Consider the following 26,107-nt stretch of genomic DNA (forward strand, 5'->3'; position numbering starts at 1 on the left):
CGCCGCCCTCGCACTTCCCCGACCTCACCCAAGCCAATCGAAAAGCCTTGACTCAAAAATCCCCATATGAGGGTGGGCAAAGCGTAGCGTGCCCACCATCTGTCGCGATCATTGACAGATCGTGGGCACGGCGCGTTGCGCCTTTGCCCACCCTACGAGCTCCATCTCATGAGGAACAACATATGGCCTCCATTCACAACGACATCCCCCTCCCCGTCCCCGCCCGCGACGTCTGGGACGCCGTGCGCGATTTCGGCGCCCTGCCGCAGCGGCTGGTGCCGGGCTTCGTCACGGCCTGTACGCTCGACGGCGATGCGCGCATCGTCACCTTTGCCAACGGCTCCGTCGCGCGCGAGGTGCTGGTCGATTGCGACGATGCGCGGCAGCGTCTCGTCTATGCGATCAGCAACGAGCGGCTGAAGCATTACAGCGCCTCCGTGCAGGTGATCGCCGAGGGCGAGGCACGATGCAGGCTGGTCTGGATCATCGACATGCTGCCGAACGAGATTGCGGCTTACGTCCAGGAACAAACGAAGGAGGCTGTCGGCGCGATCCACCGGGCATTCCCGCCAGCGGCTGCGTGATGTTTTTCACAGAGCCGCGCCTTCGCCGGCCGTAACCATGCCCGCGTGCGTCCGGTTGGCTCCGCTCTCCCGGCGGTGCCACGCACGCGAGGAGCATGCCATGAGAGGTGCGGACAAGGTGATCTGTCAGGCGGCCGCCGTGCTGCTGCTGTTTTCGATTTCGAGCGTGCCGGCAAAGGCGCAGTTCCTCGGCGGCGGAGGTGCCGGCGGCGAGGACATGATGACGCAGATGGCGCCGATGCTGGAGATGATGAAGGCGAAGATGGGCAAGCGCCGCTTCGCCATGCTGATGCAGACCATGGGCCCGATGATGAGCCGCATGATGGAGAACGGCGGCGGCGGGTTCGGCGGCATGATGGGCGGCGGCAGTCTCGGCGGCGGCTTCGGTGCCCCGAATTACGGCGGCTACGCGCCGATGGGCGGAGGCGGCACTATGCCGACCGGGCTCGGCGGCATGGGCGGCGGCGATATCATGGGCATGCTCGGCGGTTCAGGAGGCGGCGACATGATGGCGATGATCCCGCAACTGATGCGGCTCGCCAGTGTCGGTGGCGGCGGCCATCGCCGTCACAAGCATCGCTAAGGCGGCAGGCATATCACAACGAGGCAACCACCCTTCGCGGGGCACGAAGGATGGCTGCACCTAGCCGGCGGATGGGGCCTCGCCGGTGTCAGATCCGATCGTTGATAAAGACGCCGGAAAGCGACGGGTCGCTTGATTGCGTCTGGTCGCTCGATTGCACCGCGCTGTAGGTCGGATCCGCGAGCGAGTTCTTCAGCGACTGCAGAAATTGTTCAAGCAGCTCCGTCGTCGACTTGCCGCTCGACGAGCTGTCCGTGGCGGTGGTCGAGGAAGATCCGCTTGCATCCGTCGTGTCGCTCGATCCCGTCGTGCTGGACGAGGTCGAATCCGTAAGCAGGCTTTTCAGCGAATCGAGAAATTGCTGAAGCAGATCCACCACCGAATTGCCGTCTGACGAACTGTCCGTGGCGCTGGCTGGAGGAGGCCCGCCGGGCGGCGGTCCGCCTGCTCCCTCCGGTCCACCTGGCCCACCCGGTCCCTGGGAGAACGCCGACTTGAAGATGCCTTGCAGCTCGGTGGCCTGCTCGTCAGTCAGCTTGCCGGCCGAAACTTCCTGCTGGATGAGATCGTCGATCTTCGACTTGAAAGTGTCCGGCGACGATCCGCTGCCGCTGGACTGATCGCTCGCACTGCTTGACTGCAAGGCGGAGTCGATATCGCTGAGCGCAGCCGACAGCGCCGACTGATCGGATGCACTGACCGCGCCGGAGCTGACTTCCGCTTGCAGTTCGTCTTGTAGCCGCTTCAACGGCGATGCGTGTTGATGATGGGAGGAGAGCGCCGAAATCGAGGTCATGGTGGCTTTCCGTGCTGATGAACTCGCGGCGAAATTCTCGCCAGGAGCTGGCGCGGAGCCTTCGGCATGGCACAGCTTCGGTTACCCGGTATTGCCAGACAACGGGTGGAAACATCTGGAAACAAAAATCCGACGCGCGCTCTAATCGGCCGCGGCCGAGAGAGCCGGCGTGATCGCGGGCTTGCCCTCGCGCGGGCCCCAGCGGGTCAGCACCACGCTGGAGAATGACAGCAGGCCGAGCACGACCATCGAGCTCGCGGCCAGCCAGAAGAAGCTCTGCGCGGTGGCCTCGTGCGTCAGCAGCCACCAGCCGGCCGCCGAGATGTAGATCAGCCGTGCGGTCTGCGCCAGCACCGGGCCGATCACCTTCGCCGCACCTTGCGAGGAGAAATACATCGTCGTTGCAAGGCCGAAGAACGCGTAGAACGGTCCGACCGTCGAGAGATATTGATGGCTCGCCGCGCGCACGGCCGCGCTGTCGGTGAAGATGTTGACCCAGAGATCGGGGAAGATCGCAACGAGGCATGCCGGTGCGCCGACCGCCACGAAGGCGGCGGCACTGGCGGTCCAGGCGATGCGACGGGCCCGCGCGATGCGGCCCGCGCCGATCGCCATCCCGACCATTGGCACGCAGGCAATGCCGAACGAGAACGCGATCGAGGTCAGCAAAAATTCCAGCCGCGCGCCGACGCCGTAGCCGGCGAGGATCGCGGTGCCGAACTTCGCCAGCATGTGGGTGAAGATCGAGATCGTCAGCACCGATTGCAGCGGGGAGAAGCAGGCGATGGCGCCGACCTTGAGGATGTCGAAGAACATCGCCCATTGGATGCGCAGGCCGCGCAGCCGCAGCGCGATCCGCGCGCGGCCGGAGAACAGGTACCAGCCCATGATAGAGATGTTCATGCAATAGGCGATCAGCGCGCCGGCCGCGACGCCGCGCATGCCGAGCTGCGGCACCGGGCCGAGCCCGAGGCCGAGCGTGCCGCCGAGCACGATCTGCCAGGCCGCGGAGTTGAGGATCAGGAACGACGGCAGCTTCATGTTGCCGGTGCCGCGGAGCACGCCAGCCATTGTGTTGAGCAGCCAGGGCAGCACGGCGCCGCCGAAAAACACCTGCGTGTAGGCGATCGCATGCGTCAGCACATCGCCGCGGCCGCCGAGCATCTCGAGCACCCTCGGCCCGAAGATCAGCATGCCCAGCATGAAGACGAGGCCGAAGCTGATGCCGATCAGCAGCGCGTGCATGGCTAGCGTGCCCGCGCGCTCGCGGTCGCCGGCGCCGAGCGCGCGTGCGATCGCGGAGGCCACCGCGCCGCCCATGGCGCCGCCGGACATGGTCATGGTCAGGATCACTGTCGGAAACACCAGCGCCATCGCGGCCAGTGCCTCGACGCCGAGCCGGCCGATATAGGAGGTCTCAGCGATCACGGTGCAGGTGCCGGCCGACAGCGCGATCACGTTCGGCCAGGCAAGCGAGAGCAGCGTGCGCAGGATCGGCCCGTCGGTCAGCGCACTCCGCACGGGGCGCGGAGGCGGCGGCAGCGGGCGCTCTTGCTCATCGACCGGGATCTCGGCGATGTCGGACATGTCCTCCCCCGGACGCAGGCGCCATTTGCGGCGCGGCAATCACTTGGTGTGCCAATGACTTTGTTCGCGCCAAAGGCGCGGCGAGAGGCTTGTTAGCACGGCAATTGCCGATTCCTCCTGCGCCAGGTGCAGGCGTGCCCTGCGGCAGCGCATTTCAATGGGTGGAATTACCCGATCGTCCACACCAGCGGCGGGCGACCGCCTGCAGCGGTGCGCATCTGCACGCCGATGTGCCTGCCACATCCCGCAGCCAGCCCTTCGAACAATCCCTCCAGCACCTTTGCGCAGGCGCGGTGATAGTCGGCGACGTCGTCCATCAGCTTCCAGCTCTGCTGGCGTATCTCGAATACGCCTTCGGACTGCGTCGTCTCGACCGCATCATCCTGCGCAGCGAACAGCGCGTTCAGGAACGATGCGAACTCGCTCGCGCCGCCGCGGGTCATCGACAGCGCCGCTGCAACCTCGTCGAAATATTGCATGCCGATCAGCTTGCCGGTGAGGTGCAGCAGATGGCCGGCGTCTTCCGGGCCGAACAGCTGCACCATCACGGGCGCGGCGGTGCGGACATATTCCATCGCGTAGTTGCGATAGGCTTTTTCCAGCCGCGGCTTTGGCCAACTCGCGATCGGCAAGGCCGGCGCGGTCTTGGCGTCGAACAACGGCGCCTCCAGATGCCGCGCGAAGACGAGGCGCTGGTCGAGCTCGAGCGGGCTGTCGTATTGATGGTAGTAGCCTTCGAGCCCGTCCTGGCCGTCGACACTCTGCTTGCTGCAGACGAAGCCGAGGCGGAGATCGCCGAGCGCGACACCGTTATTGGCGTGCCAGCCGCGCAGCATCGCGCGAGAGACCTCGCCCGGCACGCCGCAGATCGCGGTGCCCTTCCAGATCCAGCGCGGCGGCGGATAGCGGATCCAGGCTTTGCGGTCGCTCTCGTACATGTATTCGACATGCACGCCGCCGATCCAGTTGGAGAGATAGTGATATTGCGCAGCGGCCACTGCCGGCGGCAGATGACTGAGCCCGAGCTTTTGCAGGCCCGGCAGGAAGCGCTCCTGCTGCTGGCGGCGGAACACGCGGAAGACGAACTCGGCGGCATCCGCCGTGCCGCGGCGCGTGACCACGGTGAGGATGAGGCCGGTGAAATAGGCGTGATAGAGATCGGCGACCGCGCGCCAGCGCTTCCATTGGGCTTCTGGTGCGGCGTCTGCTGCAGCGGTCATGTTCGCTCCCGGCTTGTTGTTTTGCGGGAGTGTGTCATCGCGGATGGGGCGAAGCAACCTGATGCGATCGGCGTAGCCCGCATGAGCGCAGCGATATGCGGGGACACCGTTCCCGGATGTCGCTGCGCTCATCCGGGCTACGGAATTACACCCGGAAATGCTTGCTCAGCTTCAGGCCCTGCGCCTGGTAGTTGGAGCCGATGCGCTGGCCGTACATGGCGTCGGGGCGGGCGAGCATCTTCTCATAGACGAGGCGGCCGACGATCTGGCCGTGCTCGAGGATGAACGGCACCTCGCGCGAGCGCACCTCCAGCACGGCGCGCGCGCCCTGTCCGCCGGCGCCGGCATAGCCGAAGCCGGGATCGAAGAAGCCGGCATAGTGCACGCGGAATTCGCCGACCAGCGGATCGAACGGCACCATCTCCGCGGCGTAATCGGGCGGCACCTGCACCGCTTCCTTCGAGGCCAGAATGTAGAACTCGCCGGGGTCGAGGATCAGGCTGCCGTCGGGACGGGCCGAGATCGGCTCCCAGAAATCTTCCACCGCATAGCCGGAGCGGCGGTCGACGTCGACGACACCGGTGTGGCGCTTGGCGCGATAGCCGACGAAGCCGTTGGCTTTCTCGCCGGAGAGATCGACGGAGACGGCAACGCCGCCCGAGAGATCAGCATCGTCGATGTCGACGAGACGCTCGGCAGCGTGCAGCGTATCGAGCTCGTCGGCGTTGAGGATGGCATCGCCGGTGCGGAAGCGCACCTGCGACAGGCGCGAGCCCTCGCGCACCAGCACGGGGAACGTCTTCGGGCTGATCTCGGCATAGAGCGGGCCGTGATAGCCGGCGCCGATCATGTCGAAGCGGCGGGTGCCGTCGGCGATGACGCGGGTGAAGACGTCGAGGCGGCCGGTCGAGCTTTTCGGATTCGCAGCCGCGACGATCTCCGGCGGCAGCGCCAGGCTCTCGAGCAGCGGCACGATGTAGACGCAGTTGGTCTCGAGCACCGCGCCGTCGGCAAGGCTGAACTCGTGCAGCTTCAATTCATCGATGCGCTCGGCCACGGTGGCGCCGGGCCCGGGCAGGAAGCTGGCGCGGACACGATAGGCGATGTCGCCGAGGCGCAGATCGAGGCTCGCCGGCTGGATCTGGCTCTCGACGAAGTCGTAGGCGGGCAGGATGAGGCCCGCCTCCGCCATCGCCGCGATCATGCGGTCGGGCAGGATACCATTGGCGTCGGCGGCGATCGAAAAGCTCAACCGGGGGTCCTCATCAGGGGTCAAACGCATCCGGACATGCAGGAAATACTAGCCTTTTACGGCTATCCGATGGACGCCTTGACGGAAAGGCCATTGCGGAATATGAGCATCACTTATCCCGTGGTGATTTGAGCCGGCCGGCTTGCAGCCACGTTAAATAAGTCGCTAAACAGGCCGGGGACCTCTGTGATCCCGGCCCGTGGTTTTGTCCAGGCCGGTTTTTTTGTGACCGTTTTCGACGAAACGGTCATGTCGGAGGGTCCTATGTCGAAGTCGCCTGCTGCTTACCGCCCCGAAACCCGCCTGGTCCATTCCGGCACCCTGCGCTCGCAATATGGCGAGACGTCGGAGGCGCTGTTCCTGACGCAGGGCTATGTCTACAACAGCGCCGAGGAGTGCGAGGCGCGGTTCAAGGGCGAGGACCCCGGCTTCATCTATTCGCGCTACTCTAACCCGACCATTGCGATGTTCGAGCGCCGCATGATCGAGCTCGAAGGCGCCGAAGCCGCCCGCTCGGCGGCAACCGGCATGGCCGCTGTGACGACCGCGATCCTGGCGCCGCTCAAGGCCGGCGATCACGTGGTCGCCTCCCGCGCCCTGTTTGGCTCGTGCCTCTACGTCATCCAGGACCTCTTGCCGCGCTACGGCATCGAGACCACGCTGGTCGACGGAGCCGATCTCGACCAGTGGCAGCGGGCACTTCGCCCGAACACCAAGACGTTCTTCCTGGAGAGCCCGACCAACCCGACGCTCGACGTGCTCGACATTCCCGGCATCGCCGAGATCGCGCACAGTGGCGGCGCGCGGCTCGTCGTCGACAACGTGTTCGCAACGCCGATCTGGCAGAGCCCGCTCGCGCTGGGCGCCGACGTCGTCGTCTACTCCGCGACCAAGCACATCGACGGCCAGGGCCGCTGCCTCGGCGGCATCATTCTCTCCTCGGAAGCCTTCATCGCCGAGCACCTGCATAATTTCATGCGCCAGACCGGCCCGTCGATCTCGCCGTTCAACGCCTGGGTCCTGCTCAAGGGCCTGGAGACGCTGGGCGTGCGCGTGCGCGCACAGACCGATACGGCGGGCCGCGTGGCCGAGGTGCTGGCGAGCCATCCGAAGATTTCGCGGCTGGTCTATCCCGGCCGCGCCGATCATCCTCAGGCGGCGCTGGTGAAGAAGCAGATGCGCGGCGGCTCGACGCTGGTGGGCTTCGAGGTGAAGGGCGGCAAGGCGGCGGCGTTCCGCGTGCTCAACGAGCTCAAGCTTGCGAAGATCTCGAACAATCTCGGCGACGCCAAGAGCCTCGTCACGCATCCGGCGACCACGACGCATCAGCGCCTGAAGCCGGAAGACCGCGCCGCGCTCGGCATCAGCGAGGGGTTTATCCGCTTCTCCGCGGGGCTGGAGCACGCGGATGATCTGATCGAGGATCTGACGGCGGCGCTGGAGAAGGCGTGAGGCGAGCCAAGAGCTCGGTCTCGTAGGGTGGATTAGCCGAAGGCGTAATCCACCTCTTCTGTATCCGCGGAGATAGACAGTGGTGGGTTACGGCTTCGCCTAACCCACCCTACGGCACTGAGCCTTACATCGGCCGATACGTTCTCACATCGGCCGGCACGTTCACCCCGAGCTTGATCTGGCCGACGGAGCGGATGATGTCGTCGCCGAGGAGCTGGGCGAAGCAGGCATAGCCCCAATCGTTCATGTGCAGGCCGTCGGCGATGACGAAGCTTTCGACCGGGATCGATTGGTTCTCGTGCCAGTCGCGCATCACCTCGAAGCGCGGGAAGATGCCGACCTTGCGGAGCTCGGCGACCTTGCCAAGCAGCTTGATCATCTTGCCGGCGCTCTCCTTGCGCTGATTGACGGCCGGCGAATATTGCGGATCGACCAGCACGATGTCGGCGCCGCCGGCGGACTGGATGCGGGAGATGCCGTCCTCGACCAGCTTGGCGGTATCGCCGGGATCGAGATTGCGCAGCACGGCGTTGGTGCCGACCTGCCAGATCACCATGTCCGGATGCACGTCGATCACCTGCGTCTGAAGGCGCTTCATCATCTCGGGCGCGTCCTCGCCGCCGACGCCGGCATTGACGACGGTGATGTCGGCGGTCGGATAGTGCCGGCGCAGCTGTGCGGCGAGACGGTTCGGATAATTGAAATCGGGCGAGCTCGCGCCATAGCCGGCGGTCGACGACGAGCCGAACGCGACGATCACGACGGGCTGGCCGGCAACGAGCTTGGCGGCGACATGCGGCAGCGAGCCCATCGTCTTCGAGCCGCCCTTCGGCGGCAGGCAGGGCACGCGGCTGAAGATATCGCCCGCGGATTTGGCGACCTGCTTCACCTTGTCGATGGCACGCGCGGTGATGCCGCGCTGCTCGGGGGACGTCACGGCGACCGTGGTCTGGGAGGGCGATGCGGGAGCAGGATTAGCGGTTTGCGCCGGCGTTTGCGTCGCCTGCGCGGCCTGTGCCTGCGCGCGCGACTGCGACATCGGCGTCAGCAACAGCAGGGCTGCTGCTGCTGATACAGCCAGCCATGCCGTCGGGCAAAAAGGGCGGAGAGAACTCATTAACGCTAGACCTCAATTTTGCTGCTGGGCCGGCCCCAGATGGGCCGCGTCAATCACGAACTGTGCCAACGCCCGGCCAAGGCAATCATGAACCTGTTTCGCCAATTCGGGGCCGCGGGAGGGGCTGAACAGGTCGAACTGACCCTGGTCATTCCACTGCCGCATGATCGCGAAACGGTCGAACAGCGGAATGTCATGCTCCTGCGCCACCACCCGCATATTATCGAGATAGGGCGGCACCGAGATCATGGTCTCTGTCCGCGGGCTGTACTGCAAGTTCATCAACACGACGTCGGCCCCTGCATTTTGCAGCGCGGCAACCCCTTCGGTCACAGCACCGCGAAAATCGTCGGGATCGATGGCTCGGATAGCATCCACGGTCCCGGTCTGCCAGATGACCAAAGTAGGCCTTTTTGCTTCCATCAGCTTAACGAAGGTGGTGGCCGCCTCTTCTGCCGTTTTCTTGCTCTGTATTTCTACGGAGACGTGCACGGCCTCCGACGGCGGTAGCCTATCCTTCAGGATGGCCTGCATGCGCGCCGGATAGGACGCATCCTCCGAGGCCGGAATCGTGGTCGAGCGGCTGCCGATGACCAGGATTTCCAGCGGTTTGCCCGCCTTGACGACATCGGCGACCTTGGGAAGCTGGCTTTCGCTGGTGAGCAGATAGGACGGCAATTCGCAGGCAGCGGGCACTGCCGGAGCGGCAGGCGCAGCATCGTCCGCGCGCGCCGAGGGCGCGGCGAGGTTACCGCACAGCAGGATCAGGCTCAGGAGAACCTTCGCCTTCATCAGCCCCCTCCCGCCATATCGGCGTTGCCGACGGCGTTTTTGGTTTTCGCACCGCTCTTGTCAGCCACGCGCTTGTACCACGAAATCACCCATGCAACGCCCCACATGATCAGGATTCCAGAGAGACTAATCAGCGCATGCATGGCTGCGCCGCCGGAGATCTCGGCCAGGATGAAATGGCCGGCGAAGGCAAGGAAGACGCCGAGGCAGAAGATCTCCAGCGAATGCTGGCCGCACAGGATCAGCGGCCGCAGCAACGGCGATTTCAGGCCCGGCCAGTCCCGCGGCAGGAAGCGCACGGTGAGCGCGGCCAGCGCCAGGAAATGCGTGAAACGCAGAACGTCGAGATCGGTCTTGTCGATCGGATACATCCACTGCTCGAGCCGCTTCGGCATCAGATGGGACAGCTGCGGCAGATACCAGGTCAGCGTCACATAGAACGCCGCCACGATATAGGCGATCGCGATCCACATCGTTACCGGCGACGCTAAAATACGCGACATGCGCCGCGCACCTCCGAGCGCACACCATGCGCCGAAGACGAAAAGCAATTGCCAGGCCAGCGGATTGAAGGCCCAGAAGCCGTTTGGATAGGCGGAGAAGTAGAGATCGTATTCCCAGGTCACCGCGTAGAGCAGGACGGAAAGGCCGAGCGTGACGTCAGGCTTCCACCTCATCGACCACAGGATCACGGGCAGCGCCAGCATCAACACGATATACAGCGGCAGCACGTCCATGTTGACGGGACGGAAGCGGAGCAGCAGCGCCTGCACGATGGTGACGTCGGGCTGCTTGAGGAAGTCCATGATCCCCATCTCTTCGGTGTAGAGCGGGTTCTCGAATCTGGTCGCCACATAGGAGATCTCGGCGAGGAAGATCGTGAACAGGAAGACGTGGGCGACGTAGATCTGCCAGACCCGCCGCAGGATGCGCGCGGTGGCGATGACGACGCCGCCCTCCAGCATCGCGCGGCCGTAGACGAAGGCGGCGGTGTAGCCGGAGATGAAGATGAAGATCTCGGTGGCGTCGCTGAAGCCGTAATTGCGGATCGTGAACCAGGTCAGCAGGCTCGTCGGCAGATGGTCGATGAAGATCAGCCACAGCGCCAGCCCGCGGAACAGGTCGAGCCGGAGCTCGCGCTCGCCGATGGCGGGCAGCGAAATAGCCGGCGCGGCCGCACGCGGCTTGGTCTCCGCGGGGTTGGCGGTTCCCGCGATGGTCGATCCCGTCACTTGGTCGGCAATGGTCATCGGGGCCTAAAAAGCCTCACCCAAATCGCGACGTTGGAAGGAGTTTACCGGTCCGGACGTCATCTCGCAAAGCGACCGGATCACATAGGGGTGTCTTCGGGTGTCTTCCCCTTGGGGGTGTACTTCCCCGCCAATTCTGGCGGCACGATGTCGCCAAAACCCCTTCCCGGGTTTGGTTCCGGCGCCGGATTTCGGTATGATGGCAGCCATGTACCGCGCCGTGACCCGCCACATCGAAGTGACCGTCGAGCCGAACTTTGTTCCGGAGCAGTCGTCGGCCGACCGCTCCCGCTATTTCTGGTCGTACACCATCGTCATCACCAACTCGGGCGAGGAGACCGTGCAGCTCAAGACGCGGCACTGGATCATCACCGACGCCACCGGCCGCCAGCAGGAGGTCAGGGGCGAGGGCGTGGTCGGCGAGCAGCCGACGCTCGCCCCCGGCGAGCGCTTCGAATACACCTCCGGCGTGCCGCTCACGACCGCCTCCGGCTTCATGACCGGCCGCTACCAGATGGTGAGCGAAACCGGCGAGCGCTTCGAGATCGACGTGCCGACGTTCTCGCTCGACAGCCCGGATAACAAGCGGGTGTTGAACTAGGGACGGTGCCGTAGGGTGGGCAAAGGCGCAACGCGCCGTGCCCACCATTTTCAATCGCGGCATGAGATCGTGGGCACGCTTCGCTCACCCTACGATATCCCACTTGGTTCGTAGCCCGGATGAGCGAAGCGACATCCGGGATCTTCGCGAGCGGATTCCCGGGTATCGCTTCGCTCACCCGGGCTACGGCACCTCGCGCTACGCGTCCTCCACGCCTGCTTCGTGCGGCGTGAACTGGTACACCGAGCTGCAGAACTCGCAGGTAACCTCGACCTTGTCGTCCTTGACCATCGCCGCGCGGTCGTCGGACGAGAAGCTCTTCAGCATGGACGCGACCGCGTCGCGCGAGCAGGAGCATTGCGCCTGCAGGGACAGCGGTTTGAACACGCGCACGCCGCGCTCGTGGAACAGGCGATAGAGCAGCCGCTCGCCGGAGAGCTCCGGATCGATCAGCTCGACGTCCTCGACCGTCTCGATCAGCGAGCGCGCCTCGACCCATGCGTCGTCTTCCGCGACACTGTGCGCCTCGACGCCGTCGGGCGCATCGCCCGGATGCAAATCGGCTTGCCGGGCACGCTCGGGCGCCTTCGGCAAAAACTGCATCAGCATGCCGCCGGCCCGCCAGCGATGCTTGCCGCCGTCGCTACTGCGCCACTCCTCGCCGACCGCAAGGCGCACCTTGGTCGGAATCTGCTCGGAGCGCAGGAAATATTCGTGGGCGGCATCTTCCAGGCTGCCGCCGTCGAGCGCCACCAGGCCCTGGTAGCGGCTCATGTCGGGGCCCTGGTCGATGGTCATGGCGAGATGGCCGCGGCCGAGCAGCGTGCCGGAATCCTTCGCTGTGCCCAGGCGCGAGGCGTCATAGCGGGCATAGGCGCGCAGATGGTCCGGCGCCTTGTAGTCGACGACCAGGAACGACACCGGGCCATCGGTCTGGGCCTGGAGGATGAAGCGGCCCTCGAATTTCAGCGCCGAGCCGAGCAGCGTCGCCAGCACGATGGCCTCGCCAAGCAGCTTGCCGACCGGCGCGGGATAATCGTGCTTGGTCAGGATGTCGTCGAGCGCAGGACCAAGCCGCACCAGGCGACCGCGCACGTCGAGCGCGTCGACCTCGTAGGGCAGCACGGCGTCGTCGATCGGAACCGCTGATGGCGCGCGAACCGGGCCTTCAGGCCCGGTTTTCATGTCAGGGGATTGAAAAACCATGGGGCTCTATCTGGGGTCGGAGAGCGGGGAATGGAAGGGGGTGAGGAACTCCAAACTCAGTGTCGTCCTGGACAAGCGCAAGCGCAGATCCGGGACCCATAACCACAGGACTGGGCCACAACGCGAGATGGCAACTCCGAGTCACCGCCACACGACCTCCTGTGGTTATGGGTCCCGGATCGGCGCGCGCTTCTGGCGCGCTTGTCCGGGACGACGAGTAGTATTTATGGCCGGCGAGATGCCGGCCAACACCTACTTCACCGCGTCAAAGCACCAGGCCAGAATGCCCTTCTGCGCGTGCAGGCGGTTTTCAGCTTCGTCGAACACGACCGATTGTGAGCCGTCGATCACCTCGTCGGTGACCTCCTCGCCGCGATGGGCCGGCAGGCAGTGCATGAACAGCGCGTCGGGCTTGGCCAGCGACATCAGCTTCGCATTGACCTGGTAGGGCTTGAGCACGTTGTGGCGGTGCTCGCCTTCCTTGTCGCCCATCGACACCCAGGTGTCGGTGACGACGCAATCGGCGCCCTTCACGGCGGCCTCGGGATCGGTGCCGAGCATGATCGGCGCGCCTGTGGCCTTGATCCAGTCGCGCATCGCCTTTTTCGGCGCGAGCTCCGGGGGCGTTGCGACATTGAGCTGGAATTTGAAGCGCTCGGCGGCATGCGCCCAGGACGCCAGCACGTTGTTGTCGTCGCCGGTCCAGGCCACCGTCCGGCCCTCGATCGGGCCGCGATGCTCCTGATAGGTCAGAAGGTCCGCCATCACCTGGCAGGGATGCGAGCGCCGCGTCAGGCCGTTGATGACGGGCACGGTGGCATTCGCCGCAAGCTCGAGCAGCGCGTCATGGTTGAGGATGCGGATCATGATGGCGTCGACATAGCGCGACAGCACGCGCGCGGTGTCGGCGATGGTCTCGCCGCGGCCGAGCTGCATCTCGGCGCCGGTGAGCATGATCGGCTCGCCGCCGAGCTGGCGCATGGCGACGTCGAACGAGACGCGGGTGCGCGTCGAGGGACGCTCGAAAATCATCGCCAGCGTCTTGCCTTCGAGCGGCTTCACCGGCTGATGCGCCTTCTGCTTCGCCTTCATGGCGGAGGAGGCGTCGAGCATGCTCTTGAGCTCCGACAACGGCAGCTCGTTGATATCCAAAAAGTGCTTCGGTGACTTGCTCATCAGCTTGCCGCCCGCTTGGTCTGACTGGACGAGATCGCAGCGCAGGCGCGCTCCAACCGCGCGACGCTGTCCTCGATCTCCGCTTCGGTGACGATCAAGGGCGGCAGGAAGCGCACGACATTGTCGCCGGCGCCGACCGTGAGCAGTTTTTCGTTGCGCAAGGCCGCAACGAGATCGCCGGAGGGCACCACGGCCTTGATACCGATCAGGAGGCCTTCGCCGCGCACCTCGCTGACGACATCGGGGTGACGGTCGATCACGGAGGCGAGCTTCTGCTTGAGCAGCAGCGACATCTTCTGCACGTGGTCGAAGAAGCCGGGCTTGAGCATGACATCGAGCACGGCGTTCGCCGCCGAGATCGCCAGCGGATTGCCGCCGAAGGTGGAGCCGTGCGAGCCGGGTCCCATGCCAGCGGCCGCCTCCGCGGTCGCCAGGATCGCACCGATCGGGAAGCCGCCGCCGAGCGCCTTGGCCAGCGACATCACGTCAGGCGTGACGCCTGTGCGGCGATGCGCGAACAGGTCGCCGGTGCGGCCCATGCCGGTCTGCACCTCGTCGAATGCGAGCAACAGTCCCTTCTCATCGCAGAGCTGACGCAACGCCTTGAGGAACGTCGGCGTTGACGAACGCACACCGCCCTCGCCCTGGATCGGCTCGATCAGGATGCCGGCGGTCTGTGGACCGATCGCTTTCTTGACGGCCTCGAGGTCGCCATGCGGCACCTGGTCGAAACCATCCATCGGCGGGCCGAACCCTTCGAGATATTTTGCCGATCCCGTCGCGGCCAGCGTCGCCAGCGTGCGGCCATGGAAGGCGCCCTCGAAGGTGATGATGCGGTAGCGCTCCGGATGGCCCTTGGAGAAGTGATGATGGCGGACCAGCTTGATCACGCCCTCGAGTGCTTCCGCACCGGAATTGCAGAAGAACACGAAGTCCGCGAAGCTCTCATTGCACAGGCGCGCGGCGAGCTTCTCGCCGTCCGGGCTCTGGAACAGGTTCGACATGTGCCAGAGCTTGGTCGCCTGCTCCTGCAGCGCCTTGACCAGCGCGGGATGAGCGTGGCCCAGCGCGTTCACGGCGACGCCCGAGGTGAAATCGAGATAGCGATCACCATTGGTCGCAATCAGCCAGCAGCCTTCGCCGCGCTCGAAACCGAGGTCGGCCCTGGCGAAAACGGGAAGCAAATGCGGCGCGGCGCTGTTCGTCATAACGATCACTTGATGTTGCGGACGGCCTGAACACGCTCACGCAGCGCACCATCAACCGGCCCGGAAAACGAAACGTGCCGCCTTTTAAGGGCGGCACGTGGCACTATCTTATGCCGGGTAGAACGGGTGTCAATGCCGCCCGAAAGCCTCGCGAAACGCTGAATCCGTAGTCTTGCGGTGCCGGAATTGCGGGTTTTTGCCACGGAACATGTGGAAGCGAGTCGGCTGACTCTTGCGCGCGAGTCACGCCATATTGTAGCGTTTGGCTTGTCAGATACGACATCTCGTGCAGCAGTTCTGATCCTCTTAGTCCTCATGTACCGGCGTAGACGTTCGGGCGTTCTGGTTACGCCCGGCGAGCCTTAAGGGATTCTGGCGGCACGGGTTTTTCGAGGCTTAGGCATTCGCCGCGAGGCGCCAGGACGGCAGCCGCACGGCGAGGGAAAGGGTGCAATGACGGTTTTGACCTGGTCCGACGATCGCGTCGAGCAGCTGAAAAAGCTCTGGGAGGCCGGATTGTCGGCCAGCCAGATCGCAGCCGAGCTCGGCAACGTGACCCGTAATGCCGTGATCGGCAAGGTGCACAGGCTCGGCCTGTCCGGCCGCGCCAAGAGCCCCTCATCGGCAGCTCCCCGGCCGCGCAAGGCGCGTCCCGCGCAGCACATGATGCGCGTGACCCGCCCGATCGCACGCGGCAACACCGCGCTGGCGCAGGCCTTCGAGGTCGAGGTCGAGGCGGAGCCTGTGACCTACGACAACGTGGTGCCGATGAGCCAGCGCCTGTCGCTGCTGGAGCTGAACGAGGCGACCTGCCACTGGCCGGTCGGCGATCCCTCGAGCCCGGATTTCTTCTTCTGCGGCGGCAAGGCGCTGTCGGGTCTGCCCTACTGCGCCCAGCACTCGCGCGTGGCCTATCAGCCCGCGGCAGATCGCCGTCGCGCGCCGGCAAAGCCGGGCACGCGGTGAGTTCGTCGATCTAGCTGATTGCAGCCGTCACACGATGACGGCTCGACATATCCGATGTCGTCCCGGACAAGCGCGCCCCAAGCGCGCGCAGATCCGGGACCCATAGCCACCGCAAGATGTGGTTACGGGACTCGGAGTTACCTTTTCGCAAAACAACTACGCCCTGTGGTTATGGGTCCCGGATCTACGCTCCGTCCTGGACAACGCTACGCGTTGCCAGGAGCTACGCTTGTCCGGGACGACGGCTGTGATTGTTGACGCCGCGTGCCTTAGGTCTGCTCGGCCTTCGCAAAGCGATCGTCGAGCGCATAACCTGCACCGCGGACGGTGCGGATCGGGTCCTGCTCGCGTCCGAGATTGAGCAGCTTGCGCAGGCGGCCGATATGGACGTCGACAGTGCGCTCGTCGATGTAGATGTCGCGGCCCCAGACGCTGTCGAGCAGCTGCTCGCGCGAGAACACGCGGCCGGGATGCTCCAGGAAGAACTCCAGCAGGCGATACTCGGTCGGACCGAGATCGATCGGCCGGCCCGAGCGCGCGACGCGGCGCTTGTCGCGATCGAGCTCGATGTCGCCATAGGCGAGCACAGTGGCGAGCCGCTCGGGGCTTGCGCGCCGCAAGAGGCCCTTCACGCGCGCCAGCAGCTCCGGCACCGAGAACGGCTTGACGATGTAATCGTCGGCGCCGGTCGCAAGACCGCGCACCCGCTCGCTCTCCTCGCCGCGCGCGGTGAGCATGATGATGGGAAGCTGCTTGGTCTCGGGACGGGTGCGCAGCCGCCGGCACAGCTCGATGCCCGAGAGGCCCGGCAGCATCCAGTCGAGCACGATCAGGTCGGGGATGTGCTCCTTGAGGCGGGTGTCGGCATCGTCGCCGCGCATCACCGTCTCGACGTCATAGCCGTCGCCTTCGAGGTTGTAGCGGAGAAGCTCGGTGAGAGCTTCCTCGTCCTCAACCACCATAATGCGTGCGCCCATGGTTGTTGTCGCTCCTTAAAGTCTTCAGGTATTCGGGACCGTCGTGGCGAAGGTCGTCATGTCGCCCTTCGGCCGCTTGTCGGTGATGGCCTGGCCCTCGATCATGTAGAACACGGTCTCGGCGATGTTGGTGGCGTGGTCGCCGATCCGCTCGATGTTCTTGGCGCAGAACATCAAATGGATGCAGAACGAGATGTTGCGCGGATCCTCCATCATGTAGGTGAGGAGCTCGCGGAACAGCGAGGTGCAGATGGCGTCGACTTCCTCGTCGCCCTTCCACACCGCCATCGCCGCCGGCAGATCGTGCGCGGCATAGGCGTCCAGCACCGACTTGACCTGCTGCTGCACGAGGTCGGTCATGTGCTCAAGGCCGCGGAACAGTTTCAACGGATGGAAGTCGGCATCGAGCGCGGCGACGCGCTTGCCCATGTTCTTGGCGAGGTCGCCGATGCGCTCCAGATCGGTCGCAACGCGCATGGCGCCGACGATCTCGCGCAGATCCACCGCCATCGGCTGGCGGCGGGCGATAGTGAGCACGGCGCGCTCCTCGATCTTCTTCTGCAGCGCGTCGAGCTCGGCGTCGGTGGTGACGACGCGCTGGCCGAGCGCGACGTCGCGGCGGATCAGCGCGTTGACGGAATCGACGATCATGCGCTCGGCGATGCCGCCCATCTCGGCGACCAGGCGGGTGAGCTCCTGGAGGTCGGTGTCGAAGGCCTTTGCGGTATGTTCAGAACCCATGTCCTGTCTCCTCAGCCGAACCGGCCGGTAATGTAATCCTGCGTGCGCCGATCGCTCGGCGACGTGAAGATCTTGCTGGTGTCGTCGAACTCGATCAGCTCGCCGAGATACATGAAGGCGGTCTTGTCCGAGACGCGCGCCGCCTGCTGCATGTTGTGGGTGACGATCGCGATCGTGTAGTTCTCGGACAGCTCCTGGATCAGCTCCTCGACCTTGGCGGTCGAGATCGGGTCGAGCGCCGAGCAGGGCTCGTCGAACAAGATCACTTCGGGCCGCACCGCGACGGTGCGGGCGATGCAGAGGCGCTGCTGCTGGCCGCCGGAGAGCGACAGGCCCGAGGCGTTGAGCTTGTCCTTGACCTCGTTCCACAGCGCGCCGCCGCGCAGCGCCTTCTCGACACGGTCGTCCATCTCGGACTTCGAGATCTTCTCATAGAGACGGATGCCGAAGGCGATGTTCTCGTAGATCGTCATCGGGAACGGCGTCGGCTTCTGGAACACCATGCCGACGCGGGCGCGGAGCAGATTGAGATCGAGCTTTGGGTCGAGGATGTTGGTCTGGTCGAGCATGAGCTGACCGGTGACACGCTGGCCCGGATAGAGGTCGTACATCCGGTTGAAGATGCGCAGCAGGGTCGACTTGCCGCAGCCCGACGGGCCGATGAACGCGGTGACGCGGTTGGTGCCGAGCGTCAGATTGATGTTCTTCAGCGCATGGTGCTCGCCGTAATAGAAGTTGAGGTTACGCACCGTCACCTTGGCGGGCGCTTCCGGCAGCGGCTGCGAGGCGAGATGGGCGCTGGAACTCATGGATACGGAAAGGTCGGTCATTTTGCAGTCCTCTCGGCGCCGAGGATGCGCGCGCCAATGTTCAGGGCAAGCACGGTGATCGTGATCAGCAGCGCGCCGCTCCAGGCGAGCTGCTTCCAATAGGCGTAGGGGCTCTGCACGAAGTTGTTGATGGTGACCGGCAGGTTCGCCATCGTCTTGTTCAGGCCGAGGCTGAAGAACTGGTTCGACAGCGCGGTGAAGAGCAGCGGCGCGGTCTCGCCCGCGACGCGGGCGGTGGCGAGCAGCACGCCGGTGATGAGACCGGAGCGGGCCGCACGATAGGCGATGCGCTTGATTACCAGCGAGCGCGGCAGGCCGAGCGCGGAAGCCGCCTCGCGCAGCGCGTTCGGCACCAGCAGCAGCATGTCCTCGGTGGTGCGCAGCACCACGGGGATGACGATCACGGCGAGCGCCAGCGCGCCCGCAATCGCCGAGAAGCCGCGCATCGGCACCACCACCGCGCCGTAGATGAACAGGCCGATGATGATCGAAGGCGCCGACAGCAGGATGTCGTTGATGAAGCGGATCACCGAGGTCAGCTTGTCGTTGCGGCCGTACTCGGCGAGATAGGTGCCGGCGAACAGGCCGAGCGGCGCGCCGATGCCGACGCCGAGCACGGTCATGATGATCGAGCCGACGATCGCGTTGCGCAGGCCGCCTTCGGTCGAGCCCGGAGGCGGCGTGTCGGCGACGAAGATCTGCAGGTTCAGACCGGCGATGCCGTTGTAGAGCAGCGTGATCAGGATCAGCGCGAGCCAGGTGACGCCGAAGGCGGCGGCGGCAATGCAGAGGCCGCGGATGACGATGTCCTTGCGGCGGCGGCGGGCGTAAATCGGATTCATGTTACTTCCCCGCCTTCTTTTCGAGGCGCAGCAGCATCAGCCGCGCGCCGGCGAGCACGAAGAACGTCAGCACGAACAGCAAGAGGCCGAGCAGGATCAGGCCGGACTGGTGCAGGCCGTCGCTCTCGGCGAACTCGGATGCGATCGCCGCCGAGATCGTGGTGCCCGGGGCGAAGATCGACGAGGAAATCCGGAACGAGTTGCCGATGATGAAGGTCACCGCCATGGTCTCGCCGAGCGCGCGGCCCAGCGCCAGCATGACGCCGCCGATGATGCCGACGCGGGTGTAGGGGATCACCACGCTGCGCACGACTTCCCAGGTGGTGCAGCCGACGCCGTAGGCGGCCTCTTTCAGCACCGGCGGCACCGTCTTGAACACGTCGACCGAGATCGAGGTGATGAAGGGCAGCACCATGATGGCGAGGATCAGCGCCGCGTTGAACAGGCTGAGATAGGACGGGGGTCCCGCGAAGATCGCGCCCAGGACGGGGACGCCGTCGAAGATCTTGATCATGAAGGGCTGGAACGTGTTGGCCAGGAACGGGCCCAGCACGAAGAAGCCCCACATGCCGTAGATGATCGAGGGGATGCCGGCGAGCAGCTCGACGGCCATGCCGATCGGGCGGCGCAGCCATTGCGGGCACAGCTCGGTGAGGAAGATCGCAATGCCGAGACCAACCGGGATGGCGATCAGCATCGCGATGAAGGAGGTGACGAGCGTGCCGTACATCGGCCCGAGCGCGCCGAGCACGGGCGGATCGGCCGACGGCGCCCAGCGCTGCGTCCACAGGAAGGAGATGCCGTATTCCTTCATCGCCGGGAAGGCGCCGACGATCAGCGAGATGATGATGCCGCCGAGGATCAGCAGCACCGAGATCGCGGACAGCCGCGTGATCCAGTAGAAGGTGAGATCGCCGAGCTTGAACGCGCTCAAGGCCTTGGCGCGATCATACGGTCCGGCGGCATCAATCACGTTGCTCTCGACAGCCATCTCAGCCACGCCGATCCCCTGTACCCGTTATTTATATACGCTTGTTGTTGGTGGCGCGCTCCGGATGCGGCGCGAGGCCGATCCGGAGCGGAGATCTTGGAGATCATTCCGGCACCATGTCCGGGACAGGGAGCGCCTTAGCTCTTGATCTCGGCAGCCCAGGTCTTCTCGATCAGGGTCACGACGCCCTCGGGCATCGGGATGTAGTCGAGCTCCTCAGCCGCCTTGCCGCCGTTCTTGAAGGCCCAGCGGAAGAACTTGATGGCTTCCTGCGAGGCCGCCTTGTCGGTGGCGTCCTTGTGCATGAGGATGAAGGTCGCCGCCGTGATCGGCCAGGACTTGTCGCCCGGCTGGTCGGTCAGGATGACGTAGTAGCCGGGAGCCTTGGCCCAGTCGGCGTTGGAAGCGGCCGCCTGGAAGGCTTCGACGGTCGGCTGCACCGGCTTGCCGGCCTTGTTGACGAGACCGGTGTAGGTCAGCTTGTTCTGCTTGGCATAGGCGTACTCGACGTAGCCGATCGAGTTCTTGGTCTGGCTGATGTTGCCCGACACGCCTTCGTTGCCCTTGGCGCCGACGCCGACCGGCCACTCGACCGCGGTGCCCTCACCGACCTTGCTCTTCCAGTCCGCGCTGGCCTTGGAGAGATAGTTGGTGAAGTTGAAGGTGGTGCCCGAACCGTCCGAGCGACGGACCACGGTGATGGCGTCCGACGGCAGCTTCGCGTTCGGATTGAGCTTCTTGATCGCGGCGTCGTCCCACTTGGTGATCTTGCCGAGATAGATGTTGGCCAGGGTCTCGCCGTCGAACACCAGCTCGCCCGGCTTCACGCCCTCGATGTTGACGACGGGGACGATGGCGCCCATCACCATCGGCCACTGGACGAGGCCGTCCTTCTCGAGCTGCTCGGCCTTGAGCGGCGCATCGCTGGCGCCGAAGGTCACGGTCTTGGCCTGGATCTGCTTGATGCCGCCGCCCGAGCCGATCGACTGGTAGTTCAGACCGTTGCCGGTCTCCTTCTTGTAGGCGTCAGCCCATTTGGAATAGATCGGGAACGGGAAGGTCGCACCGGCACCCGTGATATCGGCAGCAAAGGCCGCCGTCGTCGATGCGGCGACCAAGCCGGCAACGACGATCGTTTTGATGAAATTCATGCTGGTCTCCATACAGGGGAGCGAAGCGCCATCCGCGCCCGATCGCGCTCCCCGTGCCGCCCCTTTAGGAGCGGTCGGCTGTGCTTTTACGAAGGTTTCGTGACAGTCGGATGACACCATCAAGCAACTGAAATCGCTTGTGTTTTAGTTCCCGGCAGGAGTCCTGACCTGGGGAAAACAGGCGGTGAAGGTGGCACCCTGTTTCGGCACGCTCTCGATCAAAAGCCGGCCGCGATGACGGTTAAGAATATGTTTCACCAGCGATAATCCGAGCCCTGTTCCGCCCTGCGAGCGGCTGTCGCCGACATCGACCCGGTAGAAGCGCTCGGTCAGCCGCGGCAGGTGCTCAGGCGCGATGCCGGGGCCGAAATCGCGAACCATGACCCGGATTTCCTGAGTTCCATCAGCGGCACCGCTTGAGGTCAGCGACACGATGACGCGTCCACCCGAGGCGCCGTATTTGAGCGCATTTTCGATCAGGTTCTCGAACAGGCGGAGCAGCTCCTCGCGGTCGCCCGCGATCATTACCGGCGGCTCCGGCAGATGGATCTCGACCTCGACCTGGCGCTCGCGCGCCAGCGGCTCCAGCCCGTCGGCGACCTGGCGGATGATCGGCAAGAGGTCGACCAGGGTATCGGGCCGGACATGGGCCGACAGCTCGACCCGCGACAACGAGAGCAGATCGTCGATCAGGCGCGCCATGCGGGTGGCCTGGTTGTGCATGATGCCGAGGAAGCGTTCCCGCGCCTTGGGATCGTCCTTGGCCTGGCCCTGCAGCGTGTCTATGAAGCCCGACAGCGCGGCGAGCGGCGTCCGCAGCTCGTGGCTGGCATTAGCGACGAAGTCGGCGCGCATCTCCTCGACCCGGCGCAGCGGCGTCTGGTCGTGAAACGTCATCAGCATGCATTTGTCGGCGCCACCGAAGGTGGTCGGCACCGGCACCGGCGTGATGATCAGCTCCATCCAGCGATCCACCGGGACGTGGTCGAGATAGGTCGCGCGCCGCGGCTCCGTGGTCGCGATCGACTCGCGCAGCGCCGTGATGATCTCCGGCGAGCGCAGCGCGAACTGGGCAAGCTCGTTCCGGCGCAGCGCCGGGGCGAGCTGGGCCGCTGCGGCATTGAGATGGATGACGCGGCCGGCGCGGTCGAGCAGCACAGCCGGATCCGGCATGCCGGCGACGACCGCGGCCACCGCAGCGCTCTCGACCGGGTTGATGCGCCTGACATCGTCGCGCGAGGCGGCGGGATCGTGCAATCGCCAGGGGATCAGCGCGGCGGCGGCGATGCAGAGGAACACGGCAATGGCGTGCAGCGCCGACAATTCCCCGAGCGAGACCACTACCGACAGCGCCAGCGCCGCGGCGATCAGGATGATCGTCGAGTGCCGCAGCCGGTCGGACCAGGGCTGGGCGGCGGGAGAAGAAGGGGCGTCGATCGCCATCGGGCGGGCTTCTCCTGGAGGACGTGTCCTAACGGCCTTGTCTTAAGGGCCCTGTCTTAAAGGCCTTGTCTCAAGGGCTTGGCGCCGGTCAGACGCCGCTGTCGCTGCGCTCTCTCACATAGGCGGCTTCAGGCGCCGGGCCGGGGTCGAGCTTGAGCGCCGCCTGCTGCAAGCGCTTCGATCGGGCACCGATTATAACTTCGCGAAACGTCAGCAAGATTACAGATATGACGAAGGGGGACAGATAATAGAGCACGCGGAACAGGAGCATGCCGCCGAGGAGCTCCTCCCGGTCCATCTGCCAGAGGCCGACCAGCATGGCGGCGTCGAACACGCCGAGGCCGCCGGGCGAGTGGCTGGCAAAGCCGAGCAGGGTCGCCGAGACGAAGATCACCGCGACCACGACGAAGCCGAGATTGGGCTCGTCCGGAACCAGCACGTACATCGCCAGCGCGCAGAAGCCGAGGTCGATGATACCGATCGCGATCTGGAGCAGCGTCAGCGGTCCGCCCGGCAGCACCACGGTCCAGGGCCCGCGTCCGACCACGCGCGGCTGGGTCCAGACCCAGACCACATAGGCGACCAGCGCCATGATGATCATCAGCGCCAGCGTCCGGTTCAGCCAGGGCGGAAGCTGGTCGATCGAGGCCGCCGCCTCCGGATGGTAGGAGATGCCGAGGCCGAGCACAGCGGCATTGCCGAGCCAGAAGGTCAGGCCGGCGAGGAAGCAGATCTTCGCGACGTCGATCGCGTTCAGCCCGTAGGCCGAATAGATGCGATAGCGCACCGCACCACCGGTGAAGACACTGGCGCCGACATTGTGGCCGATCGAGTAGCTGGTGAAGGCGGCGAGCGCGTTGATGCGATAGGGTACGTGGGCGTGGCCGATCGCGCGCGTGGCGAACAGGTCGTAGAAGGTCAGGGTGAAATAGCCGGCGGCGACGAACAGCGCGGCCATCGCAATCTGGCTCGGCTCGGTGCTCTTGATCGCTTCGAGGACCTCGTTGACATCGATGCCGCGCAGCATGTGATAGAGCACATAGCAAGCGATGCCGATGACCGCGACGCTGATCACAACTCCAAGCTTATGCAGGATTTGCTTCTGGCGCAGAAACGTCATCGCCCTGCGTATGGCTTCCAGCATCTAGACCTCGAACAACACTTCAGCGACCAGGACGGCCGGCGAACAGGCGACCGACGCACAGGCACTCGACGGCCCCTCACCGTCGGCTCCGGCATCGCGCACGCCCCCCGCCTCTCCACTAGCGCGTTTTGGCGCGGAGTGGAATTCGGCAATTCGAACAAAAACGCGTGCCTTCAATGTTTTAGGCAGGTTGCGAGCTCCGGATGCACGGTTTGGCGCTTTCGGCGGCAAGGCTTGACGCGAATCTCCGTGGCAATCCTGCGCAGCCGCCATGAAGTTTTGATGATTTCGGCCGCACAATGTTCCTTCACGCCTTAAGCCGAAATCAATCTATGGGCCGCGCCGGCCCGTTGAAAGAGGGGCCATCCCGGAGTCTCGTTCACGGATTCCGGATGCGCCGGAGGCGCCTGCTGACCCAATGGTCAGGGTGCATGGCAACATCACACAGCCGATGGCGGCGCGGTGCGCGCGACCACCCGGTCGCGCAACCAGGCACCGATGGTGCAGCCGACCAGGTAGCAGGCGAACATGATCAGGCCGAGGTCGAGCCAGTAGCCGAAACGGCCGGGGACCACATGCGCGAACGAGGCCGCGACCAGGCCCGCGGCGAGCAAGGCGAGCCAGCGCGCGGTGACCTTCGAGGTGCCGTTGCCGCGCTGGACCACCGAAATCCAGCCCATGCAGAAGCCCAGCAGCACCGAACCGATCAGCCAGCCCATATGGAACGAGACGAGATAGGGCATCATCACCTCACCAGAAATTCGATGCGGCGGTTTTGCGCCTTGCCGTCGTCGGTATCGTTGCCGGCGACGGGCTGCGTCGCGCCATAGCCGACCGCACTGAAGCGGCTGGCGGGCAGGCCGGCTTTGACGAGGTAGTCGATCACCGCCTGCGCCCGCTTCTCGGACAGCGCCTGGTTGAAGGAATCCTCGCCGTCGGCATCGGTGTGACCTGCAACCTCGATATTGGCGTTAGGGCAGCGCAGCGCCGTCTCAATGAGATGGTCGAGGATGCCGGCGGAGTCCGGATCGATGTCGGCGCGCTTGGCGGCGAAGCGGATCTTGCCCTTGCCCAGGAGCTCGGAGAACAATTGCTGGCAGACCGTGCCGTCGACCGGGCCTGCCGCCGGCTTCACGGTGATCTCCGGCTTGTACTGCCAGGTCTTTGGAAAATCCTTGCCGAGGCCGGCGCGAATGTCGTTGGCGGCCCCTTCATAGAGCGCATCGCCCGACAGCTTCACCTCGCGGTCGGAGACCACGAGCGTGCCGGTCGACAGCCGCGACAGCGCGCCGAGCGCCGCGACCACGGCGGGGTTGAACGAGGCAGGCGCGCCTATGCTGGACTTGAGATTGTCGACGACCTTTTCGCCAAAGAACTTTCGCGAGGCGCTGGTGGCGATCGCGGCGTGGACATTGTTGTCGGGGACGTAGCCGGTCAGCGTCACGGTCGCGGCCACCGGATCCTTGTAGGCCTGGAAGATGTAGGGCGGCGCCTTGATCTCGTTGGCGGCGATCGAGAACCCCTCGGGCAGATTCTTCAGCGCGGCCGCGATCGCCTCGCGACCGCCGAGCTCGCGCGCCATGCCCGACAGATTGACCTTGGTGTCTGATATCGTGATCTTGCCGTCCTTGAGCTTGCCGATCTGGTCGAGCAGCAGCATCGCGGCCGCCTCGAAGCGCGGCGGCGCACCACGGGCGAGACCCATCTGATCGGCCACCTCGACGCCGCCGACCTCCTTGCGCGCTGCCTCGGTCAGGCGGGCCTTCATTGACGGCAGGGGGGCGGAACCCGACAGCGTCACCCGCACCACGTCGCGCTCGGCATTCCAGACGAAGGGTTTTGCCTCGGGAACGAGGCGGGTCCGGTCGTCGACCAGGCGCACGCCCGGGACGAGCTCGACCGCCATCACCGCATCGCGACGCCCCTCCTCGGAAAAGGCGTCCGCCGCCAAGCTGACGTCGCGGCCGTCCACCGCGATCCGGGTCTTGTCCAGAACGGTATCCTTCAACGCCGCCGAGCTGCGGGCGGACAAATCCGCCTCAACCGGCAAGGTATTATTCCAGGCCGCAAATCCCCACATGACGGCCAGGGGAATCAGCCCCAGCCACCATTTGCTGGCCCACCTGAAAAGCTTCTGCATTCGACGACCCGAACTCTGGAACCGGAGACAAAACAAACCCTTGGCGGGCTGTCAAACC

At 65.1% G+C, this 26,107-nt stretch carries 25 protein-coding genes and 1 riboswitch; of the genes, 5 read left to right on the forward strand and 20 right to left on the reverse strand.

From position 1 onward, the window contains the following. Positions 1 to 182 precede the first annotated feature (182 nt). Positions 183 to 584, forward strand: coding sequence for an SRPBCC family protein (locus JQ635_RS37865; RefSeq protein ID WP_211414856.1), 402 nt, complete (start codon positions 183 to 185; stop codon positions 582 to 584). Between the two features lie 100 nt (positions 585 to 684). After that, the gene (locus JQ635_RS37870) at positions 685 to 1,167 is read left to right on the forward strand and encodes a hypothetical protein (RefSeq protein WP_211414857.1); all 483 of its coding nucleotides are present in this window, start codon (positions 685 to 687) and stop codon (positions 1,165 to 1,167) included. Positions 1,168 to 1,255: 88 nt separating this feature from the next. On the opposite strand, the gene JQ635_RS37875 is transcribed toward JQ635_RS37870, so the two are convergent. The 4 genes from JQ635_RS37875 to JQ635_RS37890 all read right to left on the reverse strand — a co-directional run bounded on the left by JQ635_RS37875 (position 1,256) and on the right by JQ635_RS37890 (position 6,022). Continuing rightward, positions 1,256 to 1,963, reverse strand: coding sequence for a hypothetical protein (locus tag JQ635_RS37875; protein ID WP_211414858.1), 708 nt, complete (start codon positions 1,961 to 1,963; stop codon positions 1,256 to 1,258). A 141-nt stretch (positions 1,964 to 2,104) separates the two neighbouring features. After that, entirely contained in the window at positions 2,105 to 3,550 is a 1,446-nt protein-coding gene (locus JQ635_RS37880) for an MATE family efflux transporter (RefSeq protein WP_211414859.1), read from the reverse strand. 167 nt (positions 3,551 to 3,717) lie between these two features. Beyond that, positions 3,718 to 4,770 carry a hypothetical protein gene (locus JQ635_RS37885; protein ID WP_211414860.1) on the reverse strand — a complete coding sequence of 351 codons (1,053 nt, stop codon included), beginning with the start codon at positions 4,768 to 4,770 and terminating at the stop codon, positions 3,718 to 3,720. A gap of 145 nt (positions 4,771 to 4,915) precedes the next feature. Beyond that, positions 4,916 to 6,022, reverse strand: a complete 1,107-nt coding sequence (locus JQ635_RS37890; RefSeq protein ID WP_211414861.1) for a 2'-deoxycytidine 5'-triphosphate deaminase — start codon at positions 6,020 to 6,022, stop codon at positions 4,916 to 4,918. 110 nt (positions 6,023 to 6,132) lie between these two features. Beyond that, a riboswitch (SAM riboswitch) is annotated at positions 6,133 to 6,212 on the forward strand. A 74-nt stretch (positions 6,213 to 6,286) separates the two neighbouring features. On the opposite strand from JQ635_RS37890, the gene JQ635_RS37895 reads away from it, so the two are divergent. Continuing rightward, complete coding sequence (locus tag JQ635_RS37895; RefSeq protein WP_211414862.1) at positions 6,287 to 7,474, forward strand: O-succinylhomoserine sulfhydrylase; 1,188 nt, start codon at positions 6,287 to 6,289, stop codon at positions 7,472 to 7,474. A 124-nt stretch (positions 7,475 to 7,598) separates the two neighbouring features. Here JQ635_RS37895 and JQ635_RS37900 read toward each other — a convergent pair whose 3' ends face one another. From JQ635_RS37900 to JQ635_RS37910, 3 genes are read right to left on the reverse strand one after another with little or no spacing between them, the layout of a single operon-like run. Continuing rightward, positions 7,599 to 8,591, reverse strand: a complete 993-nt coding sequence (locus JQ635_RS37900) for an SGNH/GDSL hydrolase family protein (protein WP_211414863.1) — start codon at positions 8,589 to 8,591, stop codon at positions 7,599 to 7,601. A gap of 12 nt (positions 8,592 to 8,603) precedes the next feature. Beyond that, entirely contained in the window at positions 8,604 to 9,383 is a 780-nt protein-coding gene (locus JQ635_RS37905; protein ID WP_211414864.1) for an SGNH/GDSL hydrolase family protein, read from the reverse strand. Further along, the gene (locus tag JQ635_RS37910; RefSeq protein WP_211414865.1) at positions 9,383 to 10,633 is read right to left on the reverse strand and encodes an OpgC domain-containing protein; all 1,251 of its coding nucleotides are present in this window, start codon (positions 10,631 to 10,633) and stop codon (positions 9,383 to 9,385) included. Before JQ635_RS37910 ends, JQ635_RS37905 begins: the two co-directional genes overlap by 1 nt. A gap of 208 nt (positions 10,634 to 10,841) precedes the next feature. Here JQ635_RS37910 and apaG point away from each other — a divergent pair, with 208 nt between their 5' ends. Beyond that, positions 10,842 to 11,234, forward strand: a complete 393-nt coding sequence (gene apaG / locus JQ635_RS37915; protein WP_211414885.1) for a Co2+/Mg2+ efflux protein ApaG — start codon at positions 10,842 to 10,844, stop codon at positions 11,232 to 11,234. A gap of 198 nt (positions 11,235 to 11,432) precedes the next feature. Here the strand turns inward: apaG and JQ635_RS37920 are convergent, their stop codons facing one another. From JQ635_RS37920 to JQ635_RS37930, 3 genes are all read right to left on the reverse strand, one after another. Further along, positions 11,433 to 12,440, reverse strand: coding sequence for an Hsp33 family molecular chaperone (locus JQ635_RS37920; protein ID WP_211414866.1), 1,008 nt, complete (start codon positions 12,438 to 12,440; stop codon positions 11,433 to 11,435). 252 nt (positions 12,441 to 12,692) lie between these two features. Continuing rightward, the gene (gene argF / locus JQ635_RS37925) at positions 12,693 to 13,616 is read right to left on the reverse strand and encodes an ornithine carbamoyltransferase (protein WP_211414867.1); all 924 of its coding nucleotides are present in this window, start codon (positions 13,614 to 13,616) and stop codon (positions 12,693 to 12,695) included. Further along, a complete protein-coding gene (locus tag JQ635_RS37930) occupies positions 13,616 to 14,824 on the reverse strand; it encodes an aspartate aminotransferase family protein (RefSeq protein WP_211414868.1) in 1,209 nt (402 codons plus the stop codon). The genes argF and JQ635_RS37930 overlap by 1 nt, the downstream gene beginning before the upstream one ends. A gap of 453 nt (positions 14,825 to 15,277) precedes the next feature. Between JQ635_RS37930 and JQ635_RS37935 the strand changes: the two genes are divergently transcribed. Beyond that, positions 15,278 to 15,790 carry a GcrA family cell cycle regulator gene (locus tag JQ635_RS37935; protein WP_080133535.1) on the forward strand — a complete coding sequence of 171 codons (513 nt, stop codon included), beginning with the start codon at positions 15,278 to 15,280 and terminating at the stop codon, positions 15,788 to 15,790. 269 nt (positions 15,791 to 16,059) lie between these two features. Here the strand turns inward: JQ635_RS37935 and phoB are convergent, their stop codons facing one another. From phoB to JQ635_RS37985, 10 genes are all read right to left on the reverse strand, one after another. Then, positions 16,060 to 16,767, reverse strand: a complete 708-nt coding sequence (phoB, locus tag JQ635_RS37940; protein ID WP_008143479.1) for a phosphate regulon transcriptional regulator PhoB — start codon at positions 16,765 to 16,767, stop codon at positions 16,060 to 16,062. Between the two features lie 24 nt (positions 16,768 to 16,791). Then, the gene (phoU, locus tag JQ635_RS37945; RefSeq protein WP_211414869.1) at positions 16,792 to 17,508 is read right to left on the reverse strand and encodes a phosphate signaling complex protein PhoU; all 717 of its coding nucleotides are present in this window, start codon (positions 17,506 to 17,508) and stop codon (positions 16,792 to 16,794) included. A gap of 11 nt (positions 17,509 to 17,519) precedes the next feature. Continuing rightward, positions 17,520 to 18,338, reverse strand: a complete 819-nt coding sequence (gene pstB, locus JQ635_RS37950) for a phosphate ABC transporter ATP-binding protein PstB (protein ID WP_211414870.1) — start codon at positions 18,336 to 18,338, stop codon at positions 17,520 to 17,522. Continuing rightward, a complete protein-coding gene (gene pstA, locus JQ635_RS37955; protein WP_211414871.1) occupies positions 18,335 to 19,180 on the reverse strand; it encodes a phosphate ABC transporter permease PstA in 846 nt (281 codons plus the stop codon). Before pstA ends, pstB begins: the two co-directional genes overlap by 4 nt. 1 nt (position 19,181) lies before the next feature. Then, positions 19,182 to 20,171, reverse strand: a complete 990-nt coding sequence (gene pstC / locus JQ635_RS37960) for a phosphate ABC transporter permease subunit PstC (protein WP_165424671.1) — start codon at positions 20,169 to 20,171, stop codon at positions 19,182 to 19,184. Positions 20,172 to 20,308: 137 nt separating this feature from the next. Further along, a complete protein-coding gene (gene pstS, locus JQ635_RS37965; protein ID WP_211414872.1) occupies positions 20,309 to 21,322 on the reverse strand; it encodes a phosphate ABC transporter substrate-binding protein PstS in 1,014 nt (337 codons plus the stop codon). Between the two features lie 144 nt (positions 21,323 to 21,466). Beyond that, a complete protein-coding gene (locus JQ635_RS37970; protein ID WP_211414873.1) occupies positions 21,467 to 22,765 on the reverse strand; it encodes an ATP-binding protein in 1,299 nt (432 codons plus the stop codon). Positions 22,766 to 22,853: 88 nt separating this feature from the next. Then, positions 22,854 to 23,909, reverse strand: coding sequence for a lysylphosphatidylglycerol synthase domain-containing protein (locus JQ635_RS37975; protein WP_211414874.1), 1,056 nt, complete (start codon positions 23,907 to 23,909; stop codon positions 22,854 to 22,856). A gap of 440 nt (positions 23,910 to 24,349) precedes the next feature. After that, positions 24,350 to 24,652, reverse strand: a complete 303-nt coding sequence (locus JQ635_RS37980) for a hypothetical protein (RefSeq protein WP_211414875.1) — start codon at positions 24,650 to 24,652, stop codon at positions 24,350 to 24,352. A 2-nt stretch (positions 24,653 to 24,654) separates the two neighbouring features. After that, positions 24,655 to 26,049 (reverse strand): OmpA family protein, encoded by a 1,395-nt coding sequence (locus JQ635_RS37985; RefSeq protein WP_211414876.1) that lies wholly within the window; start codon positions 26,047 to 26,049, stop codon positions 24,655 to 24,657. Positions 26,050 to 26,107: the final 58 nt, after the last annotated feature.

The organism is Bradyrhizobium iriomotense, from assembly GCF_018130765.1.
In the GTDB taxonomy this organism is placed as follows: domain Bacteria; phylum Pseudomonadota; class Alphaproteobacteria; order Rhizobiales; family Xanthobacteraceae; genus Bradyrhizobium; species Bradyrhizobium iriomotense_A.

Excerpts from the sequence above, each read along its gene's own strand:
- JQ635_RS37865 (WP_211414856.1), top strand. The coding sequence starts at position 183 with ATGGCCTCCATTCACAACGACATCCCCCTCCCCGTCCCCGCCCGCGAC.
- JQ635_RS37870 (WP_211414857.1), top strand. The coding sequence starts at position 685 with ATGAGAGGTGCGGACAAGGTGATCTGTCAGGCGGCCGCCGTGCTGCTG.
- JQ635_RS37875 (WP_211414858.1), bottom strand. The coding sequence starts at position 1,963 with ATGACCTCGATTTCGGCGCTCTCCTCCCATCATCAACACGCATCGCCG.
- JQ635_RS37880 (WP_211414859.1), bottom strand. The coding sequence starts at position 3,550 with ATGTCCGACATCGCCGAGATCCCGGTCGATGAGCAAGAGCGCCCGCTG.
- JQ635_RS37885 (WP_211414860.1), bottom strand. The coding sequence starts at position 4,770 with ATGACCGCTGCAGCAGACGCCGCACCAGAAGCCCAATGGAAGCGCTGG.
- JQ635_RS37895 (WP_211414862.1), top strand. The coding sequence starts at position 6,287 with ATGTCGAAGTCGCCTGCTGCTTACCGCCCCGAAACCCGCCTGGTCCAT.
- JQ635_RS37900 (WP_211414863.1), bottom strand. The coding sequence starts at position 8,591 with ATGAGTTCTCTCCGCCCTTTTTGCCCGACGGCATGGCTGGCTGTATCA.
- JQ635_RS37905 (WP_211414864.1), bottom strand. The coding sequence starts at position 9,383 with ATGAAGGCGAAGGTTCTCCTGAGCCTGATCCTGCTGTGCGGTAACCTC.
- JQ635_RS37910 (WP_211414865.1), bottom strand. The coding sequence starts at position 10,633 with ATGACCATTGCCGACCAAGTGACGGGATCGACCATCGCGGGAACCGCC.
- apaG (WP_211414885.1), top strand. The coding sequence starts at position 10,842 with ATGTACCGCGCCGTGACCCGCCACATCGAAGTGACCGTCGAGCCGAAC.
- JQ635_RS37920 (WP_211414866.1), bottom strand. The coding sequence starts at position 12,440 with ATGGTTTTTCAATCCCCTGACATGAAAACCGGGCCTGAAGGCCCGGTT.
- argF (WP_211414867.1), bottom strand. The coding sequence starts at position 13,616 with ATGAGCAAGTCACCGAAGCACTTTTTGGATATCAACGAGCTGCCGTTG.
- JQ635_RS37930 (WP_211414868.1), bottom strand. The coding sequence starts at position 14,824 with ATGACGAACAGCGCCGCGCCGCATTTGCTTCCCGTTTTCGCCAGGGCC.
- JQ635_RS37935 (WP_080133535.1), top strand. The coding sequence starts at position 15,278 with ATGACGGTTTTGACCTGGTCCGACGATCGCGTCGAGCAGCTGAAAAAG.
- phoB (WP_008143479.1), bottom strand. The coding sequence starts at position 16,767 with ATGGGCGCACGCATTATGGTGGTTGAGGACGAGGAAGCTCTCACCGAG.
- phoU (WP_211414869.1), bottom strand. The coding sequence starts at position 17,508 with ATGGGTTCTGAACATACCGCAAAGGCCTTCGACACCGACCTCCAGGAG.
- pstB (WP_211414870.1), bottom strand. The coding sequence starts at position 18,338 with ATGACCGACCTTTCCGTATCCATGAGTTCCAGCGCCCATCTCGCCTCG.
- pstA (WP_211414871.1), bottom strand. The coding sequence starts at position 19,180 with ATGAATCCGATTTACGCCCGCCGCCGCCGCAAGGACATCGTCATCCGC.
- pstC (WP_165424671.1), bottom strand. The coding sequence starts at position 20,171 with ATGGCTGTCGAGAGCAACGTGATTGATGCCGCCGGACCGTATGATCGC.
- pstS (WP_211414872.1), bottom strand. The coding sequence starts at position 21,322 with ATGAATTTCATCAAAACGATCGTCGTTGCCGGCTTGGTCGCCGCATCG.
- JQ635_RS37970 (WP_211414873.1), bottom strand. The coding sequence starts at position 22,765 with ATGGCGATCGACGCCCCTTCTTCTCCCGCCGCCCAGCCCTGGTCCGAC.
- JQ635_RS37975 (WP_211414874.1), bottom strand. The coding sequence starts at position 23,909 with ATGCTGGAAGCCATACGCAGGGCGATGACGTTTCTGCGCCAGAAGCAA.
- JQ635_RS37980 (WP_211414875.1), bottom strand. The coding sequence starts at position 24,652 with ATGCCCTATCTCGTCTCGTTCCATATGGGCTGGCTGATCGGTTCGGTG.
- JQ635_RS37985 (WP_211414876.1), bottom strand. The coding sequence starts at position 26,049 with ATGCAGAAGCTTTTCAGGTGGGCCAGCAAATGGTGGCTGGGGCTGATT.